Here is an 18,460-nt window from a genome sequence, read left to right as displayed (position 1 = left end):
CCAGAAACTCAACCAGTAAGTTTTACATAAATTGAAACGGTTCGGTATTTACGGAGGAAGCATGGAAGACCGTCTTCACGCCATGCTTGTCAGCAGCCTGCTGGAGACGCGAAGCGACATCCTCCTTCATCATCTTCTCGGCGTTATGGCCCGGATCGATGATGGCCAGCCCCGCAGCCAGCGCATCGTGGGCCGTATGATAGTCCACGTCGCCCGTGACGAGGACATCGGCCCCATGGAACACCGCATGCCGTACATAGCGGGATCCGGATCCGCCCAGCACAGCGATCTTCTTCACTTCGCGTTCCGGGTTTCCTACGACGCGTACATGCGGCACGTCGAAAGCCTTCTTCACCTGCTCGGCAAAGGCTTGCAAGGTCAACGGAGCCGGCAGCTTGCCCACCCGGCCAAGTCCATAGACCGTCCCTTCGAGATCGACCGGATACAGATCATAGGCGACCTCCTCGTAGGGATGGGCCTTGAACATCGCCTGCAGCACCCGGCTGCGGCGCGACTTCGGAACGATCGTCTCGATGCGCACCTCCTCGACCGACTCCAGCTTCCCGGATTCGCCGATGAACGGATTGGTCCCCTCCTGAGGCTGGAACGTTCCCGTGCCCGGCTGGGAGAAGCTGCAATGGCTATAAGCCCCGATATGGCCCGCCCCGGCATCCAGGATCGCCATCCGCACCGAATCGGCATGGGTGGCCGGCACGAAGACGACCAGCTTCTGGAGCGGTTCCTCGTGAAGCTTCTCCAGCACCTCCACCTCTCCCAGTTGGAGCCGATCTGCCATCAGATCGTTCATCCCCCCCGGAGCGATGTCATAATTCGTATGAGTAATATAAACCGAGATATCATGCTTGATCAGCTTCTCCATCAGCTTGCCGGCCGGCGTATCGGTCTGCAAGCGGGAAAGCGGCCGGTAAATAATGGCGTGATGGGCAATAATGAGCTCCGCCTCCAGCCGGATCGCTTCATCGACGACCTCTTCGGTCACGTCCAGGGCGACAAGCACCCGGGACACCTTTTTGTTCAAGGTGCCCAATTGCAGGCCGATGCGGTCATCGGGAACCGCCATCGATTTGGGAGCGAGCTGCTCCATCCACTGAATTACGGTTTGCGCGTGTGCATACATGCCAATATCGCCTCCAATTGTGCCAGGCTGTCCGCGAACATCGCGCGGCGCTGCCTGGCTTCTTCCGTCGCAGCCTGCTCCATCGTGCGCAGAATGCGCTCTCTTTTGCGAACTTCCAGCTGCCACTTCTTCATGAACTCCGGCGTTGGGGCAGCCGACAGCATCGGGCCGAGCTGCACCAGCCAATCCTCGGTCAACGTCACCTGCTGACTCAACTCGCGGGGAGCGTACAAGCGGCGATCATGCCGTGCGGCCTCTTCCTTGCTGCGCGCCCGTTCGGCCAGCAGCACCTCATACAGCTTGCCGTCTTCCTCGATCAAGGCTTCCGCCGCCAGATTCCAACCTTCCCGGCGCAGCCAGGCTCTGACATGGGCCTCGCCCACATTCGGCTGCAGGACTAAGCGGGCCACTCCCGCCAGCTTGCCCGGATCGGCCGATAAAATCTGGACGATCAGTCCTCCGCCCATGCCCGCGATCGATATGACATCGACCTCGCCGGGCGAGATGACCGCCAATCCGTCTCCCCGCCGGACGCTTACCCGATCGCTTAGCCGGACGCCTTCGATCTGGCGGCAGGCCGCCTCATACGGTCCTTGATTCACCTCGCCGGCCACCGCCATCTCAATTCGTTGTTGTTCCGCCAGATAGGCCGGAAGCAATGCATGATCCGAGCCGATATCGGCCAGACGGCTGCCTGCCGGCACCCAATCAGCGATCTGCTGCAGCCGCTTGGACAGTTTGATGTTCACGTATCCATTTCACCCACTGTTTTCTGAAATAAAAAGCACTACACCATAAGATGATCCATTTCCCCAACAGGAAGGACAGCAGCTCTTGATCCGCTGCCAGCTGACTCCATGGGCGAGCCGCGGTCCAGACTGCCTCCGGCATGAACCAGAGCCCGGCGGAGGCGATAAGAAGCCCGGCCGCCGCCTTCGGAGACAGACGGTGAACCGCCCATGCCATCCAGACGAACAAGGCGCTCTCCGGCAGCCACAGCCATTGACTCTCGGCCAGGGTCAGGTCCGGCATCACGATCCGGAGGATCCCGCCGTAAGCGGCCGCGGCATGCAGCCAGCCCGCTCCCTGCATCAGTCCGGAACGCGCCAGCATGCCGCAGAGCAGCCAGAGGAGCGCGGAGACAACGAGCCAGACCGCGGCCGGCACCCACCAGGCTGTCCAGCCCTGGACCTTCAGCACGAGCCATCCGCCTCCGGACAGCCACAGGCAAGCCGCCAGCGCCCGCCAGCGCGACCTCCGCAAGCTCGTCTTCCGGGCCGACCATGCCAAGGCGGCCAGCAGAAGCGCTGGGGCCGCAATGACGCTGATTTGCATTGGGGCCGCAAAAGCGGTAAAATGAAAACCGATAAGACAAAACAATACAAAAATGATAAAAACAACCATCCAGGTCGTGGTCCGCATGGAAGCGATACGATCCGCCCAGGAACGGACGGTCTCGTTCGCTCCTTCCTCCTGCGGCTCCAGGGGCACATCGTACAGCTGCGCCAGAAAATTGCAATAGGCTGCAGGCAGCAGCCGATTTTTCCGCCAGCGGGCGATCTCCTGGGCCATCCATTGGCGTTGCTGAGGATCCATTGCCTGTACACCTCCAGGAACGTCATACCGCCGTCCGCCGTGAAGGCCGATTGGCCGAGGACAGCGGCTCCTTCGCTGCTTCCTCTATGCAAAAGACCTTCATCACGCCGGCAAGGGCATCAGAAGGTCTCTTGCACACCATTATTCTAGGAAATCTTTTAACCGCTTGCTGCGGCTAGGGTGACGCAGCTTACGGAGAGCCTTCGCCTCGATTTGACGAATCCGCTCGCGCGTAACGCCGAATACCTTGCCGACTTCTTCCAGCGTTCTCGTCCGGCCGTCGTCCAGGCCGAAGCGCAGGCGAAGCACATTCTCCTCGCGCTCGGTGAGCGTGTCAAGCACATCCTCCAACTGCTCCTTCAGCAGCTCGTACGCGGCTGCATCCGCCGGAGCCAGAGCTTCCTGATCCTCGATGAAGTCGCCCAGATGCGAGTCGTCCTCTTCGCCGATTGGCGTCTCCAAGGATACCGGCTCCTGTGCAATCTTCATAATCTCGCGCACCTTCTCTACGCTCAATTCCATCTCGGCCGCAATCTCTTCCGGCGTCGGTTCGCGCCCGAGCTCCTGAAGCAGCTGACGAGATACGCGAACCAGCTTGTTGATCGTCTCGACCATATGAACCGGAATCCGGATCGTGCGCGCCTGATCGGCAATCGCCCGCGTAATCGCTTGGCGAATCCACCAAGTCGCATAGGTGCTGAATTTATATCCCTTGCTGTGGTCGAATTTCTCCACCGCTTTGATAAGCCCCATATTTCCTTCTTGAATCAGATCCAGGAACAGCATGCCTCTCCCGACATAACGCTTGGCAATGCTGACGACCAGCCGCAGATTGGCTTCGGTCAAGCGCTTCTTCGCTTCCGAATCGCCCTGCTCAATCCGCTTGGCAAGTTCAATTTCCTCTTCGGCCGACAAGAGCGGAACACGGCCGATCTCTTTAAGGTACATCCGCACCGGGTCATTGATTTTGATGCCCGGCGGCAGTGACAGATCATCATCAAAATGAAAATCATCCGAATCGTCGTTGTCGCGGTCGTTGGCACGAACGCCAATTTCATCATCGGCTTCACTTACTTCAATACCCAGATCGGAGAGCTGCTCGTAGAACTCATCCATTTGTTCCGGGTCTTGGTCGAACGTCGCCATTTTCTCGGCTATCTCTTTGTAGCTGAGCGATCCTCGCTTTTTGCCGAGTTCAATCAACTGGTCCTTCGCATGTTCCAGCGCCGTTTCCGTTTCAAGTCCAGTATGTTGATCATTCGCCATTTTCCGACTCCCTCCTCCCTAGAATCATCCGCCTGCTACCGCTTCAGTTCTTGCTCTAGGGCTATAATTTCTTGTGCGATTTGCGCCGCGCGCAATACTTCGCCGGAACGTTCCGCTTGCACCATTTCTTCTCTTTTGCGCTCGATTTCGCGCTGTCTGGGCACTTTAAGAATCTGCATAATATAATCATCCAGCAGCTCGGTATCATAACGAAGAGATACTTCGGAGAGCGATATGGAGGCAGCGACTTTCTCCAAGCGTTCGTCATGCAATGTTGCCAGGAACCGGCTGAAATCCGGCTCCTTGCCTTGCGCGTAATAAGCATATAGATAAGCGGCAAGTGCCGCATGATCATCTACGTTAAACCGATCACCAAGATGCCGCTCCACGTAATCGGCAACCTCGATATCCTGGAACATGAGAGCCAGCAGGCTCCGCTCCGCATAGACATAGGCCGGGCGCAGCGCAGGCTGGGCAATGGTACGCTTATCATTTCTACCATTATTCCACCAATTGTCGTGATTATCCCCGTGCCCGTTCATTTTTTGCCGCTGTCTTATCGTGGCGCACTCCTGCTTCAGCGCGTCGAACGACGACTCGCCCTGCAGATCGAGCTGTTGGGCCAGCTCCTTCAAATGAAGCTCGCGTTCCACCGGCGATTCAACCGCCGCTATGACCCGCATCGCTTCATCCTTGAAGCGCCGTTTGCCGTCATCCTCTAGCAGTATATGATTCCTCCGCAAAGAAATAAGCTTGAATTTCGTAGGAGTGACCGCAGCCGCCGTTATGGTATGACGGAATCGCTCGGCGCCGTGCGCCTTAATGAAATCGTCGGGATCCATCCGGTCGGGTATCATGGCAACCGCCACGTGAAGCCCTGCCTCCTCCAGCATCGGGATCGCCTTCATCGCCGCGGCTTGTCCCGCATCATCGCCGTCATAGCACAAGGTCACGCTGTCCGCCATCCGCTTCATCTGAGTAATATGATCGGGCGTCAGCGCGGTCCCCATGGTCGCTACCGCATGCTGCACTTCGGCATCCCAGGCTTGGATGACATCCGCATATCCTTCGAACAGAATGATATGGCCGGTTCGCTTAATATAAGGCCGGGCATGATGCAAGTTGTACAGCACTTTGGATTTGTTGAACAGCATCGTCTCGGGCGAATTCAAATACTTGGGTTGTCCTTCCCCCAATATTCGGCCGGCAAAAGCGATCGCTTGCCCATTCCGGTTCCAAATCGGGAACGTTATCCGGTCCCTGAAGCGATCGACATACCCGCTGCCGTTCTGCCGCTTCGAGACAAGACCGCCCTTTTCCATGGCATCCAGATCGAATTCGCGCTTGCCGAGCAGCTGCACAAGCGTATCCCACTGCGGAGGGGCATACCCTATCTGAAATTGCTCGATCAGCTTGTCATGGATTCCCCGGTTCCGCAAATATTGAAGGGCAGCCTGGCCATGCGTCGTATTCATTAAAATATAATGATACAGCTTCCCTGCAAGCTCATGAGCCTCGATCAACCGCTCCTTCGCCTCATGGTAAGGATCCCGTTCCGCCTTCGCGTAACCCGTGCCCCAAGTAACCTGCATGTTCGCCGCTTCGGCGAGGCGCCGAACCGCCTCCGGAAAAGAATATCCTTCAATGCCCATCATGAAATGAATGACATTGCCGCTCTTGCCGCAGCCGTAGCAATGGAAAATCTGCTTCTCCGGCGTAACGGTGAAGGAGGGCGTCTTCTCCGAGTGGAACGGACACAATCCCTTCAAATACTTACCGTGCTTCGACAAATGGACATATTGGCCGACGACATCCACAATGTCATTGCGCTGCAGCACTTCATCCAGCACTTCGTCGGGAATCAGTCCGTAATTGCTCACTGTTCGTCCAACCACCTTCATCTAAACACGTATTACTATTTCGCTACGGGCTCAATTTCTCCTGCTCCCGCTGCAAAAGTTTTGTCAACTTATGTTGGAAGCTGATCCGGTCCTGTTCGCTCATCGCGCGGGGCCCCTTCGTGCGAAGCCCCGCCCTGCGGGCCTTGGCCGAAAAATGCCGCCTCGACAAATATTCATCCACATTATCGGCGGTCAATTCCCCGCCCCGCGGCATCAATACGGAAGCTCCGCGCGGCAGACAGAGCGCGGCCAACCCATAGTCGCTTGTCACGACTATGTCTCCTGACCGCGCTGCATTCGCGATATAGATATCCGCCGCCTGGAACGCCTGATCGACAAAGACAGTATGAATGTCGCAGTTCGTCAACTGCCAATCCGGGGCAAACGCCGCATAGGAAGCGACGAACAAAACGGCGGCCTCGTGCTCCAGCGCAGCGGCGATAATCTCGTTTTTGACCGGGCAGGCATCCGCATCCACCACAATTCGAAGCTTGTCAGACATGCGACTCACCCATTTCATAAAGACGGCATCAACGGAAAGCTATATTTTCACCGTTACTATTATATACGCTGTAAGCCGTAAAAATCCTGCTTCGCAAACGTGAATTTCCGAAGGGAATTCGCCGTTTTTTGTCGAAGCCCGGGCAAAAAGGAAGGAACATGTCGAAGAAGATCTTCTTCATGTTCCAGCTATGCCGGCGCACGCTGCGCCGGCCGCGTTGCAGGTTCAGGATGCCCAGACCAGCTTCGAGAAATCGGCATACCGCCGGATATCGGCCGCGATGTTGGCCAGCAGCGCCAGCCGGTTCGCCCGGACCGCCTCATCCTCCGCCATGACCATCACTTGCTCGAAGAAGCGGTTGACCGGATCTTGAAGCCGTCCCAGCACGGCAAGCGCTTCGGCCGCATCCGCGAACGCCGCTTCATACGCCTCGTGCACTTCGATCCAGCGCTCGAACAGTTCCCGCTCCGCCTCATGCTCGAACCGGGCGGCATCGATCGCTTCCGATTCCGCCTTGGCCGCCAGATTGCATACCCGGTTGAACGATTCGGCCGTCAGCTTGAATTCCTCGGCGGCGACGGCCTGCATCAGCGCCTCGGCGCGGGCTACCGTCTGCTTGACATCGTCATAGCCGGAGGCCATGATCGCGTCGGCCACATCGTACCGGACGGTGTCCGCCAGCACATTTTTCACCCGCAAGCCGAAAAATTCAACGAGATCCCGCCGTACCTCCTCGCTGCTCCGCTTCAGCAATTGCGCTTTCTCATGCACATCCAGCGCGATATCGAGCATCATATGAAGCGTCAGCGGCAGGCCGCGCTCCAGCAGCACCTGGACAATCCCGGTCGCTTGGCGGCGCAGGCCGTAAGGATCCTGCGAGCCAGTCGGAATGATGCCGATGGCGAAGCATCCGACGAGCGTATCCAGCTTATCGGCGAGGCTAATAATGCAGCCAACCAGCGTGTCGGGAGCCGGATCGCCGGAATACCGTGGCTTGTAATGCTCATTGATGGCGCGGGCGACCGCTTCCGGTTCCCCGGCCTTGCGGGCATAATCCTCTCCCATCATGCCCTGCAGCTCCGGAAATTCATAGACCATTTGCGTTACAAGGTCGAACTTGCAAATATCCGCTGCCCGGCTTACCCACAGCGCCGTCTCCCGATCGGTCTCCACCGCCAGGGCGAGCGCGTCGGCAATCGCGTGCAGCCGGCGGATTTTGTCGCCGATGGTGCCAAGCTCCTCGTGGAACACGATCGAATCGAGCTTGTGCACGCAATCGATAATGCGCAGCTTCTGATCTTCCTCGTAGAAAAACTTGGCGTCCGACAAGCGGGCGCGAAGCACCTTCTCGTTGCCCTTGACGACCTGATCCAGTCCGGCCGTGTCGCCGTTCCGGACAGTCACGAAGTATGGCAGCAGCTGCCGCTCCGCATTCAGTACCGGGAAATAACGCTGATGCTCGCGCATCGACGTAATCAGCACATCCTGCGGAATGTGCAGGAACGCTTCATCGAATGTGCCGTACAGCACGGTCGGATACTCGACCAGGAACAGCACCTCTTCCAGCAGATCGTCCTTGACGGCGATATGCCAGCCTTTCTCCGCGGCCAACGCGTCAATCTGGCGCGTAATCTCCGCCGCCCGCTCATCGGCATCCGCGATGACATGCTGCCCGCGCAAGCATTCCACATAATGAGCAGGCTCGTCAATCGTCACGTCTCCGCCGAGGAAGCGGTGGCCGCGGGATACGTTCCCTGCCTTCACGCCGGCGATTTCCAGCGGAATAATATCGGTTCCATGCAGCGCCACAATCCAGCGGATCGGGCGAACATAACGCATTTCCTTGTCTCCCCACCGCATGTTTTTCGGGAAGGTCATCGCCTGAATCAGCGAAGCGAGGCCTTCGCCCAGCACGGCGGACGTCTCCGCCCCGATGCTGCTCTTGTTCGCGTACACGTATTCAACGCCGTTCAACTCCCGGAAAAACAGCTGCTCCGGCTCAATGCCTTGACTGCGGGCAAAGCCAAGCGCGGCCTTGGTCCATGCGCCGTTCACGTCAAGCGCAATCTTGCGGGCCGGTCCTTTTACTTCCTCGTGAATATCCGTCTGCTTATCGGCAGCTTCGCGAACGATGACCGCCAATCGGCGAGGCGTCCCGTACACTTGGATGCCGGCGAATCCGATCCGAGATTCCTTCAGCCAGCGCTCCATCCGGCTCTCCAGCTGCTCCATCGCGGGGCGCATGAAGCGTGCCGGCACTTCTTCCAGTCCAAGCTCCAACAGTATATCTTTAGGCATGGCGTTCCTCTCCCTTCTTCAACAGCGGGAAGCCGAGCTTCTCCCGTTCCTCCAAATACGTGGCCGCCACCTGGCGGGCCAGATTGCGCACCCGCACAATATACCCGGTGCGTTCGGTCACGCTGATGGCTCCGCGCGCATCGAGCAGATTGAACGTGTGCGAGCATTTGAGCACATAATCGTAGGCCGGGAACACGAGATGCTGCGCCATCGCCCGGTTCGCTTCCTGCTCATACATCGTGAACAGCGAGAACAGCATCGCCGTGTCGCTCACTTCAAACGTATATTTCGAATGCTCGTATTCCGGCTGGTGGAAGACGTCGCCGTAGGTGACCCCATCGACCCATTCCAGATCGAACACATTTTCTTTTTCTTGAATATACGAAGCCAGGCGCTCCAGCCCATACGTAATCTCGACCGATACCGGATGAGCGTCAATGCCCCCGACCTGCTGGAAATAAGTGAACTGCGTAATCTCCATCCCGTCCAGCCATACTTCCCAGCCGAGCCCCCATGCGCCCAGCGTCGGAGCCTCCCAGTTATCCTCGACGAACCGGATGTCATGCTGAAGCGGATCAATGCCGAGTCGGCGCAAGCTGTCAAGATAGAGCTCCTGAATATTGTCCGGCGAAGGCTTCAGAATCACTTGGAACTGATGATGCTGATACAGCCGGTTCGGGTTCTCCCCATAGCGGCCGTCCGCCGGGCGGCGGGATGGCTCCACATAAGCGACATTCCACGGCTCGGGCCCGATGGAGCGCAAAAACGTCATCGGATTCATTGTCCCGGCGCCCTTTTCCACGTCATAGGGCTGGACGAGGATACAATTCTGCTCGGACCAGAATTGTTGAAGCGTTAAAATCATTTGCTGAAAATTCATGGCTTTCTCTCCTTTGCCTTTACATTCGCGGCAGCCCCGACGAGCGCGCAAAAAAACTCCCGCCCTACGTCTGCTGCCAGACGTAGGGACGAGAGTTATCTTCCCGCGGTTCCACCCTACTTGAACGATTGGCTCAGCCATTGCGCCATAAATATGTGCGCGTCAGCCGCAATCATTCCACTTTCTCCGTTCCTTGCTCCAAAGTGCCTGTTCATTCGCCCGTTCGTCCGGGCTTCCACCATCCCCGGATCGCTATGTCTCGAAGCTTGGACGAACTACTTCCTTCTTCAACGCAAGCCAATCTATCTACAGCTTGGATTCATTATAACGAATGGCATTCTACTCGTCAAGATTGCCCAAATCATACTTCTCCATCTGATCGAGGAACTGCTGCGACTTCAAGCGGACGCCGACATGCGTGTCCATATAGCCGCGCATGAACGCGCGCAGCCGCAGCTTCGTCTCCGGCTTCAACGACACATTCCCCAGCCGGCGGAGATCCGTCTTCTCGAACTGGCGGAGCAGGTTCAGCATCGCCGGGCCCGCCTTGTACCGCTCATGCTCCCGCATCAGGCAGGCACGGCAGAGCGCTCCGCCGAGACGCCACCCGACTCCGCTCAGCTCGTCCTCCCTGCCGCAGCTGACGCAGGCGTAGAGCTGCGGAGCGACGCCCGTGCGCTGCCACAGCTTCATCTCCAGCAGATGCGTCGTCACCTGCGCATCCTTGCCGGCTTGCAGCGCCTCCAAATAGGCATGCAGTTGATCGAACATGGCGCCGCCGGCCTCCTCGTCCTGCAAGGCCCGATCGACCAATTCTACGGCATAAGAGGCGTAGGCGGCCAGATGAAGCTGCTCGCGCAGCGTATGATGCCCCTCCAGAATCTCGCATGAATTCAAGGTGCCGATATGCCCCATTCCCCGGAAAAAGACATATTCCCCGTATGTAAAGAGCTGAGTGGCAGCCGCATGACGGCTGCGCACCTTCTTGGCTCCCCGCACCAGGACGCCGACTTTGCCGTGCGGTTTGGTGCATAGCGTGATGATCTTGTTCCCTTCCCCATAATCCATACTGCGGATGACGATTCCTTCCACCCGATATAGCACGCTCGTCCTCCCCATGCGCATTACGCGGCTTAAATGGCAATAAATGTTTAAAAGCGGGACTTTTTGAACAACCGCTATAAATCTATGATTCCGCTGAACTCTCCAACGGCGGTACGTCTAGCGAAGATTCTTCCGTTTCCGACAGCTGTCTGGACTGCTTATACAACAAATAAGCATCAACATCTCCCGTCATGGCAAATACGTTCCACGAGAAATCATGCATCCGTATATCCCCTTTCGTTGGAAATGACTATGCGTTCCATCCTTAGGTTGCGCTGCGGTATCAAGATTATCCCATGCAATATTTGGTCACGATCGGCACGGACGAATGCGTGAAAGAACCCGCCTGCCGCCGCTTTTACGCATCGTGGCGGAAGCCGAGATCGCGAAGAATCCGCTCTTGATTTCGCCAGTCCTTCTTCACTTTGACCCATAGCTCCATGAACGTTTTCGATCCGAGCAAATGCTCAATATCCTGGCGGGCAAGCTTGCCAATCTCCTTCAGGAGCGCGCCTTGCTTGCCGATGACGATGCCCTTCTGAGAATCGCGCTCGACATAGATCACGGCGGAGATATACACGACGCCGTTATCCTGCAGTCTCATATCCTCGATCGCGACCGCTATCGAGTGCGGGATCTCTTCCCGGGTAAGGTGCAATATTTTCTCCCGGATCAGCTCGGCCACGACGAACTGCTCCGGATGATCGGTGATCTGATCGTCCGGATAATACTTCGGCCCTTCCGGCATATAGGAGCCGAGCACGTCCAGCAGCCGGTTGACGTTATTGCCGTGAAGCGCAGAGATAGGCACGATCTCCGCGAATTCGAACAGTTCATGATACGACTTAATCATTGGCGGCAGCTCATCGGGGTGCACCTGATCAATTTTGTTCATCACGAGAATGACCGGCGTCTTCACCTTCGCCAGCTGCTCCATAACAAATTTATCCCCGCTTCCGAGGCCCGCTGAAACATCGACAAGAAATAAAATGACCTCCACCTCGTTCAAGGTGTTATAGGCCACCTGGTTCATATAATCGCCCAGCTTCGATTTGCGCTTATGAATTCCCGGCGTATCGAGAAATACGATTTGCGTATCTTCCGTTGTATAGACGCCGTGAATTTTGTTCCGCGTGGTCTGCGGCTTGTCGGACATAATGGCGATTTTCTGCCCGATCACATGATTCATTAACGTCGACTTGCCGACATTCGGCCGTCCAACGATCGCTACAAAGCCCGATTTGAATGAAGTTCGAGTCGGTTTCGGTTCGTCTTGAAATGTGTTCAACGCAAGTTGCCTCCCGTTTATTTTATCATATATGTACGCAAGCGGTGACCGCCGCTGCAAAATAAATGCAATTCCGGCAGTCACCGCTTGCGATGCGTTCCATCGGTTCCGCGGCGATTCGATGCTGCAGGGGATGCCGCAAAGAGGTTACTTCCCGAATCGATTCGCCATGACAAGACCATTGCGGGAACGGTCCTTATAAGAAGCTCCGCAGCAGTTGCAGCAGACGCCCTGCGAACAAGACCGCCCCGACAATAACGGCAAATACCGCCGTCACCAACACGGCTCCGGCGGCGGTATCCTTCGCGATTTTAGCAAGAGGATGCAGGTCGGGCATCGTCAGATCGACCGCTGATTCCACCGCCGTATTGATCAGTTCAGCTGACACCACCAGCGTGATCGCGAGAATCAGCCACAGCCATTCGCCGGCCGATATCCCGAAGCCCGCTCCCAACAGACAGGCCGCCACGGCGGCCGCCGCATGCACGCGCATATTTCGCTGGGTGCGGAGAGCATAGAGGATGCCTTCCCAGGCTGCCCGGAATGTGTCCGCCCACGGCCGTCTCATTAGCGGTTCAGCCCAACCCGGGCAAGAACCGCCTCCTGCTTGTCCATCATCTCGCGCTCGCTCTTCTCGTCCTGATGATCATAGCCGAGCAGATGCAGGAAGCCGTGCACGAACAAAAATCCGATTTCCCGTTCAAGGGAATGACCGTATTCGTCGGCCTGGGCCTGCGCGCGTTCGGTGGAGATGATAATGTCTCCCAGCAAATCATCGTTGAGGCCTTCCAGCTCGGCATCCTCTTCCACTTCGTATAAGATGTCCATCTCTTCATCGGTCGATTCGCGCATCGCGAAGGACAGCACGTCCGTCGGGCGATCGATGCCGCGATACTCGCGGTTCAACTCGTGGATGGCCGCGTCGTCGACGAAGGTGAGGGCCACCTCTCCGCCATCCACGCCTTCCGCCCGGGCCGCTTCTTGCAATATCCGCTCCAGCAGCTCGATGAGCGGCGGTTCAATCGGAAGCTTCTCCTGATCATTGTTCCATTCCAGCTTCAGTGTGTGCATGTTCCGTAATCTCCTTCATCACACTCTACGATTTGTCGTCCGGTAGCGAATCCGGTTCGCTGCTTGACGCTTCCGGCTTCGGCTCGGCTCCCGGCCTTGGCGCTTGGTCGGACTGCGCCTCGACAACCGCCTTATCCGCCTGCGGCTCCTTCTTCTCGCCGGACCCGGCTTCCGGCTTGTCGCCGCCCTGCTTCGCCTTCGGATCGTCCGGATATTCGATCCGGGAATGGAATATCCCCATGACGGTCTGCTTCAGCGACTGGCCGATAATGTCCAATTCGCGCAGGGTCAGATCGCATTCATTGAATTGATTGTCATCCAGACGGTCTTTAATGATTTTTTGAATCATCGATTCGATCTGCTCCACGGTCGGGTGGCGGAGCGAACGCACCGCCGCTTCCACGCAGTCGGCAATGCCGACGACGGCCGCTTCCTTCGATTGCGCCTTCGGTCCCGGATAACGGAAGTCATCCTCCGTGAAATCAGGCTCCTTGCCCTGCTCCTTGGCCAGCTTCAGCGCCTTGTAATAGAAATACTTCAAAAACGTCGTGCCGTGATGCTGCTCGGCGATATCCCGAATCGGCTTCGGCAGCTTGTAGTCCTTGAGCATCTCGGCCCCGTCGCGGGCATGGGCGACAATAATCGAAGTGCTCAGCTTCGGATCGATGAAATCATGCGGATTGTCCATATTCGTCTGATTCTCGATGAAATAGCTCGGACGCTTCGTCTTGCCGATATCGTGGTAGAACGCGCCGACGCGGCAGAGCAGCCCGTTGGCGCCGATCGCTTCGGCCGCCTGCTCGGCGAGATTGCCGACCATGACGCTGTGGTGATACGTGCCCGGCGTCTCGGTCAGGAGCTTCCGAAGCAGCGGATGGTTCGGGTTCGACAGCTCGACCAGCTTCAGCGCGGACAAAATGCCGAAGGTCACCTCGAAAAACGGCATCAATCCCATCACCAGCACCGCATTCAGCAGCCCGCTCGCGAAGGCGAACGCCGCCGCAAGCATCGTCTCGCGCTGATTGAGCGCATCTCCGTTCAGCATGGACAGCGTCAGCACCGTCAAGCTGCCGAAAATGCACACCATTATGCCCGCCTTCAATATCGTCGAGCGCTGGCTCGCGCGGTGGATCGCGAATATCGCCGCATAGGATGTGACGAGGGCAAAAAAGCCAAAATGAAAATCGAATAAGGCGCCCTGATGCGTGTTCAAAATAATGCTGGCGACGACGCTCAATACGACCGCGCTAATATAGGCAAGCGGCAGATCGATCAAGAGCGTAATCAGCATGACGCCCATGGCGACCGGCGCCGCGTAGCCGATAAATACCGCGTCTTCCGTCTGCGAGTACGCGATAATATGAACGGCAATGATGTTGATCGTGAAAATAAGCAGCAACATCAACAGCTGCACATTGTTGAACTTGAAATGCGTATGACTTGCCTGGCGCATGAACATGAACAAGACAAGCGAGAACAGGGCCGACAGAAGCAGCAGGCCGAATTGCGGCCAATAGTTGACTTCGGTCTTCAGCAGATCGTTCTCACGCAGCAGATCATACATTTCTTGGGTGATCAGCTGGCCCTTTTTGACGAAAATATCGCCCTGCTTAATAAATACCGGCGGCGTATTCTCCCGGGCTTGAACCTTCGCTTCCTTCGTCGCTTCATCGTCGTAAAACTTGTTCGGCGTAATGACCAGCCGGACCAGTTCCTGCACGACTTCGCGCGCCGAGCGCTTGTTCAGGGAGCTGGCGTTGACGTATTCAGGCACCTTCGCCCGGGCGATCGCCGCTTCGGGCACCGCATCGCTCATCAGCTTCGAGACGAGCTCCCGCGCGACCGATTTCATTTCCGTAATATCTTCTTTGGTCAATCTCGCGATCTTGATATACGTCTCCTCGGGAATACGGTAAGTCTGCTCTTCGAGACGCTTGCTTATTTCCTCGAGCATCACGCTAGAATAGGTATTGGTATTCCGTCCCGTCGTCAGGAACTGGCGCACATGATCCTTCACCATCTCCGGAATCTCCCGGCGGAATACGTCCACCTTCTGGGAATAAGAGATCGTCTCGTCCGAGTTCAATTGCTCGATCCGATCGAATATGCTGTCTGACAGACGCTCATTCCGCAAAGATATGATATCGTATATCGGCTGCACCCGTTCGGCCGCCTGATCCTGGGCTTTGAGCGTTGCCTTCTTGTCCGGTATCTGAATCGGCGCGATAATGTCCTTCTCGCTCCGCACGTTGACCTCAATATCGAATTTCTCCGGCAGCACGCTCGGAGCCAAGCTGAGATAGAACAGCAGCGTGATGAGAAAAAACAAAAGAAAGCGCACGCCCACGCTGTATTTCCAACCGGACATATTCACTTGCCGGGCCGGCTTGCTTCCGTCGCCGGAACGATTTGTCTTTAGCATAGAGAACAACCCTCTCTATCCTTGGTTTTCGCTATCCTTTTGATAAGCTGTAATAATTTTCTGCACTAAGGAATGACGAACGACATCCTGCTCGGCAAAGTGCACAAAGCCGATTTCTTCAATCTCATGCAAAATATGAGAAGCCTCCACCAGGCCCGAGCGCTTGCCGCGCGGCAGATCGATCTGGGTGATGTCTCCGGTGATGACCATCTTCGAGCCGAAGCCGAGCCGTGTGAGGAACATCTTCATCTGTTCGGGCGTCGTATTCTGTGCTTCGTCCAAAATAATGAACGCGTCATCTAACGTGCGGCCGCGCATGTAAGCAAGCGGCGCGACCTCGATCAGTCCCCGTTCCAATGCTTTCCCGACTTGATCCAGGCCCATCACGTCATACAGCGCATCATACAGCGGCCGCAAATACGGGTCTACCTTCTCCTGCAGATCCCCCGGAAGGAAGCCCAGATTCTCGCCGGCCTCTACGGCCGGCCGGGTCAATACGATCCGCTTGACCGCTCCTTCCTTCAGCGCCATCACCGCCAGGACGACGGCCAAATACGTCTTGCCTGTCCCCGCCGGGCCGATGCCGAACACGATGTCCTTCTTCTTAATGGTGGATACATAATGCCTCTGCCCAATCGTCTTCACCCGTATCGGCTTGCCCCGGTAAGTGTGGGCAATCTCGCCTCTGAACAGATCGAGCAGTTCATGGACTTTCCAATCCTGAGCCAAATCGATGGCGTACTGAATGTCGCGTTCGGACAGGGCGATGTTGTTCCGCACCAGCTCCAGCAGGACTTCAAATAGCTGCTGCAGCTTCTCAACCTCCATCGCCTCTCCTGAAATGGAAATCTCCGCATCCCGCGACATTACGTTCGCGTCCGTGCCGCTCTGAATCATGCGCAGGTACTTGTCCTGCGGGCCGAAGAGAGCCAGTCCCTCGGCAACGTTCTGCAGTGTAAGCTTGACAATTGTTGGTTGCGTCAAAAACTCTCAGTCTCCTTAAACGTTCATTATCCTCTCGCTTGTGGAGGCGCCGCTTGTTCATCCTGCGCACCCGGATCCGGCTGTGCCTGCGGCACAATCGGCAATTCTTCCGCAATCGACTGCTCCACTTCAAAAAGCACCTTCATGACCACTTTACCATTCTCCGCCTTCTGATGCAAAATTTTTTCCTCATGAATGCGCGCCTCGGGACCGTTCTTGGCCAACACATCGGCGCGGGCCTCCTGCAGCCCGGCGGCAGCCGCCTCCTGCTCGCTTCGCTCCTCCGAGATGATATGAGCTTCCTTCAGCACCTCCGTCTGCCAGCCGAACGGCAGCACCCATTGCCTCCATTGCAGCCGCTTCGCTTCCACAATCGTCTCGTAGCTGTCGAACGGGATGCCGCCGTAGCCGGCGATCTGCAGACGCCGGTCTCCCGCCGTCACATAGCGAAGCTCCTTTTCCTCCCCGGTATATACTTTGCGCTTGGTGACAAGAGGAGCGGCAACGTCATATTCATGCCATACGAGCGCCCGCACCTGTCCCTTGGCCGCCACCGTGCTCGGCAGCTCTTCGGTTCCGATTCGGCCCGAGATGAGAATATCGCCCTTCTTCACCCGGGAATGCTGTCTCACGGCCGGACGGCCCCGCTCCGCGATGATATGCGTAATCACCCCGTCCGTCTTGGCCACAAGATGGCGCGGGTTAACAAGCCCCTTATTTTCAGGCAAGGTCGATTCCACGACCTGAATCCGGATTCTTGTCCCGTTCCGCTCAATGCCAATCCACGAGACGCCCTTCAGTTGCGAATTCATCGCTTTGGAGACGGCGTCCGGATCGCGCAGCCGGAAGGTCCATTGGAACGGGTAGATGCCCTGCTCTCTCGCCTGCTTCAGCACCTCCTCCGTCGGAATGCGGACATTGCCCGTAACTTCGATGCTCCAGACGAGGGAAGACAGCATGTACAATCCGAGCAAAAAAAGAATTCCGCCCATGACAAAAAACTTCCGCCGGCGGATCCGCACGATAGAGAATGGAAGCCCGTAGCGCTGCTCCACATGAATGCGGCAGCCTGTCTGCTTCAACAGCGGCCGAAGGCGCCAGAAATCGCTGACCAGCAAATAACATTCCGTTTGGCCGTCCGGGAGACGCCGGACATCCCACACTCTGATCTGTTGCAGCGCGGCGGCATTGATAAAGGTCTCGATGTTGCCGCCGCGCAGACTGGCACGGACATAGCCGCGCAGGCGGGTAAATGAAGGAGCTTTCACGACGTTCCCCCCGTTCCGTGGTATTTGATATCGTTGATAACGCCCTCGATACAGATTTCCTCCGTATAGATGGCGCGAATCGTCAAACCGGTTCCGTACACTTCCAGTTGGCCCGCTGCCAAGGCGAGTCGCATGTGCTGATCGGAGAAGTGAAGAATGCCCTGATGGTTCTCTACGACCAGCTTGCGATTGCCGGTCATGACCAGACGGGGCATATCGGTGATCATATCCTGCGGCAGATCGAACCAATTTACGGACCACTGGCGCAATTTGCGGGCAATGCGGCTCATTTTGGCAAGGGCCCCCTTCCTGTACTTTACAACCTATGCGGAACAAGGCCGGATTATGAAATATGAGGGAACGGATAGAAAGGGCAGGCGCCGACAGCTCGCCGCCTTCACATGTCAACGGGGCAAAGCACTCCTGTTTGCGAGGACAGGGGCTTTTTCTTGGAAAGTCGCATTTCATTAGCAGCAGGTCGCAAAGGCCGCCCGCTTTGAGGGGGAGAACGTTGCATCGGCAAGGCTGCACCTAGCTCCCTTGCGTTGCGCCCTGGCATTGCGCCTTGCGTTGCGCTCTTGGTTGCGCCTTGCATTTCTCCCGTTAGAATACGCGTTACTGCGCTTGGTCACGGGCCAGGCATGGAATGAAGGCTATCGGGGAAGGATAGACCCCGCCGAGTTATCGGTCACTAGAGGGTTCTTTCACGGGGATTGAGCGCAGAAAGCTGCAATTTTACAGC

Annotated in this window: 17 protein-coding genes; all 17 read right to left on the bottom strand. The window is 56.9% G+C overall.

Going from position 1 to position 18,460, the window contains the following annotated elements; genetic code table 11:
* Positions 1 to 22 precede the first annotated feature (22 nt).
* Positions 23 to 1,138 carry a Nif3-like dinuclear metal center hexameric protein gene (locus L6439_RS08595; RefSeq protein ID WP_213469078.1) on the bottom strand — a complete coding sequence of 372 codons (1,116 nt, stop codon included), beginning with the start codon at positions 1,136 to 1,138 and terminating at the stop codon, positions 23 to 25.
* Complete coding sequence (locus L6439_RS08590) at positions 1,114 to 1,887, bottom strand: tRNA (adenine(22)-N(1))-methyltransferase (protein ID WP_213469077.1); 774 nt, start codon at positions 1,885 to 1,887, stop codon at positions 1,114 to 1,116. The genes L6439_RS08595 and L6439_RS08590 overlap by 25 nt, the downstream gene beginning before the upstream one ends.
* Positions 1,847 to 2,734 (bottom strand): hypothetical protein, encoded by an 888-nt coding sequence (locus tag L6439_RS08585; protein WP_213469076.1) that lies wholly within the window; start codon positions 2,732 to 2,734, stop codon positions 1,847 to 1,849. Before L6439_RS08585 ends, L6439_RS08590 begins: the two co-directional genes overlap by 41 nt.
* Before the next feature lie 141 nt (positions 2,735 to 2,875).
* Entirely contained in the window at positions 2,876 to 4,000 is a 1,125-nt protein-coding gene (rpoD, locus tag L6439_RS08580) for an RNA polymerase sigma factor RpoD (protein ID WP_168178980.1), read from the bottom strand.
* Between the two features lie 35 nt (positions 4,001 to 4,035).
* Positions 4,036 to 5,901 (bottom strand): DNA primase, encoded by a 1,866-nt coding sequence (gene dnaG, locus L6439_RS08575; RefSeq protein WP_213469075.1) that lies wholly within the window; start codon positions 5,899 to 5,901, stop codon positions 4,036 to 4,038.
* Between the two features lie 22 nt (positions 5,902 to 5,923).
* A complete protein-coding gene (locus L6439_RS08570; RefSeq protein WP_237096790.1) occupies positions 5,924 to 6,403 on the bottom strand; it encodes a YaiI/YqxD family protein in 480 nt (159 codons plus the stop codon).
* A gap of 225 nt (positions 6,404 to 6,628) precedes the next feature.
* Positions 6,629 to 8,701, bottom strand: a complete 2,073-nt coding sequence (gene glyS / locus L6439_RS08565) for a glycine--tRNA ligase subunit beta (RefSeq protein WP_213469074.1) — start codon at positions 8,699 to 8,701, stop codon at positions 6,629 to 6,631.
* The gene (gene glyQ, locus L6439_RS08560; protein WP_168178984.1) at positions 8,694 to 9,581 is read right to left on the bottom strand and encodes a glycine--tRNA ligase subunit alpha; all 888 of its coding nucleotides are present in this window, start codon (positions 9,579 to 9,581) and stop codon (positions 8,694 to 8,696) included. The genes glyS and glyQ overlap by 8 nt, the downstream gene beginning before the upstream one ends.
* A 339-nt stretch (positions 9,582 to 9,920) precedes the next feature.
* A complete protein-coding gene (gene recO, locus L6439_RS08555; protein WP_213469073.1) occupies positions 9,921 to 10,685 on the bottom strand; it encodes a DNA repair protein RecO in 765 nt (254 codons plus the stop codon).
* A gap of 82 nt (positions 10,686 to 10,767) precedes the next feature.
* Positions 10,768 to 10,878 carry a YqzL family protein gene (locus L6439_RS08550; RefSeq protein WP_420540588.1) on the bottom strand — a complete coding sequence of 37 codons (111 nt, stop codon included), beginning with the start codon at positions 10,876 to 10,878 and terminating at the stop codon, positions 10,768 to 10,770.
* A gap of 165 nt (positions 10,879 to 11,043) precedes the next feature.
* On the bottom strand, positions 11,044 to 11,973 hold the full coding sequence (era, locus tag L6439_RS08545; RefSeq protein WP_168178986.1) for a GTPase Era: 930 nt from the start codon (positions 11,971 to 11,973) through the stop codon (positions 11,044 to 11,046).
* Positions 11,974 to 12,169: 196 nt separating this feature from the next.
* Positions 12,170 to 12,541 carry a diacylglycerol kinase family protein gene (locus tag L6439_RS08540; protein ID WP_168178987.1) on the bottom strand — a complete coding sequence of 124 codons (372 nt, stop codon included), beginning with the start codon at positions 12,539 to 12,541 and terminating at the stop codon, positions 12,170 to 12,172.
* On the bottom strand, positions 12,541 to 13,044 hold the full coding sequence (gene ybeY / locus L6439_RS08535; protein ID WP_213469072.1) for an rRNA maturation RNase YbeY: 504 nt from the start codon (positions 13,042 to 13,044) through the stop codon (positions 12,541 to 12,543). The genes L6439_RS08540 and ybeY overlap by 1 nt, the downstream gene beginning before the upstream one ends.
* A 25-nt stretch (positions 13,045 to 13,069) precedes the next feature.
* Complete coding sequence (locus L6439_RS08530; RefSeq protein ID WP_213469071.1) at positions 13,070 to 15,466, bottom strand: HD family phosphohydrolase; 2,397 nt, start codon at positions 15,464 to 15,466, stop codon at positions 13,070 to 13,072.
* Between the two features lie 15 nt (positions 15,467 to 15,481).
* The gene (locus tag L6439_RS08525; RefSeq protein WP_168178990.1) at positions 15,482 to 16,450 is read right to left on the bottom strand and encodes a PhoH family protein; all 969 of its coding nucleotides are present in this window, start codon (positions 16,448 to 16,450) and stop codon (positions 15,482 to 15,484) included.
* 26 nt (positions 16,451 to 16,476) lie between these two features.
* Positions 16,477 to 17,718 carry a sporulation protein YqfD gene (gene yqfD / locus L6439_RS08520; protein WP_213469070.1) on the bottom strand — a complete coding sequence of 414 codons (1,242 nt, stop codon included), beginning with the start codon at positions 17,716 to 17,718 and terminating at the stop codon, positions 16,477 to 16,479.
* The gene (gene yqfC / locus L6439_RS08515; RefSeq protein WP_168178992.1) at positions 17,715 to 18,008 is read right to left on the bottom strand and encodes a sporulation protein YqfC; all 294 of its coding nucleotides are present in this window, start codon (positions 18,006 to 18,008) and stop codon (positions 17,715 to 17,717) included. Before yqfC ends, yqfD begins: the two co-directional genes overlap by 4 nt.
* Positions 18,009 to 18,460: the final 452 nt, after the last annotated feature.

The sequence above is a fragment of the Paenibacillus dendritiformis genome, assembly GCF_021654795.1.
In the GTDB taxonomy this organism is placed as follows: domain Bacteria; phylum Bacillota; class Bacilli; order Paenibacillales; family Paenibacillaceae; genus Paenibacillus_B.
Note: the sequence above shows the minus strand (reverse complement) of the source record. Positions and strands in the feature narration are given on the sequence as shown.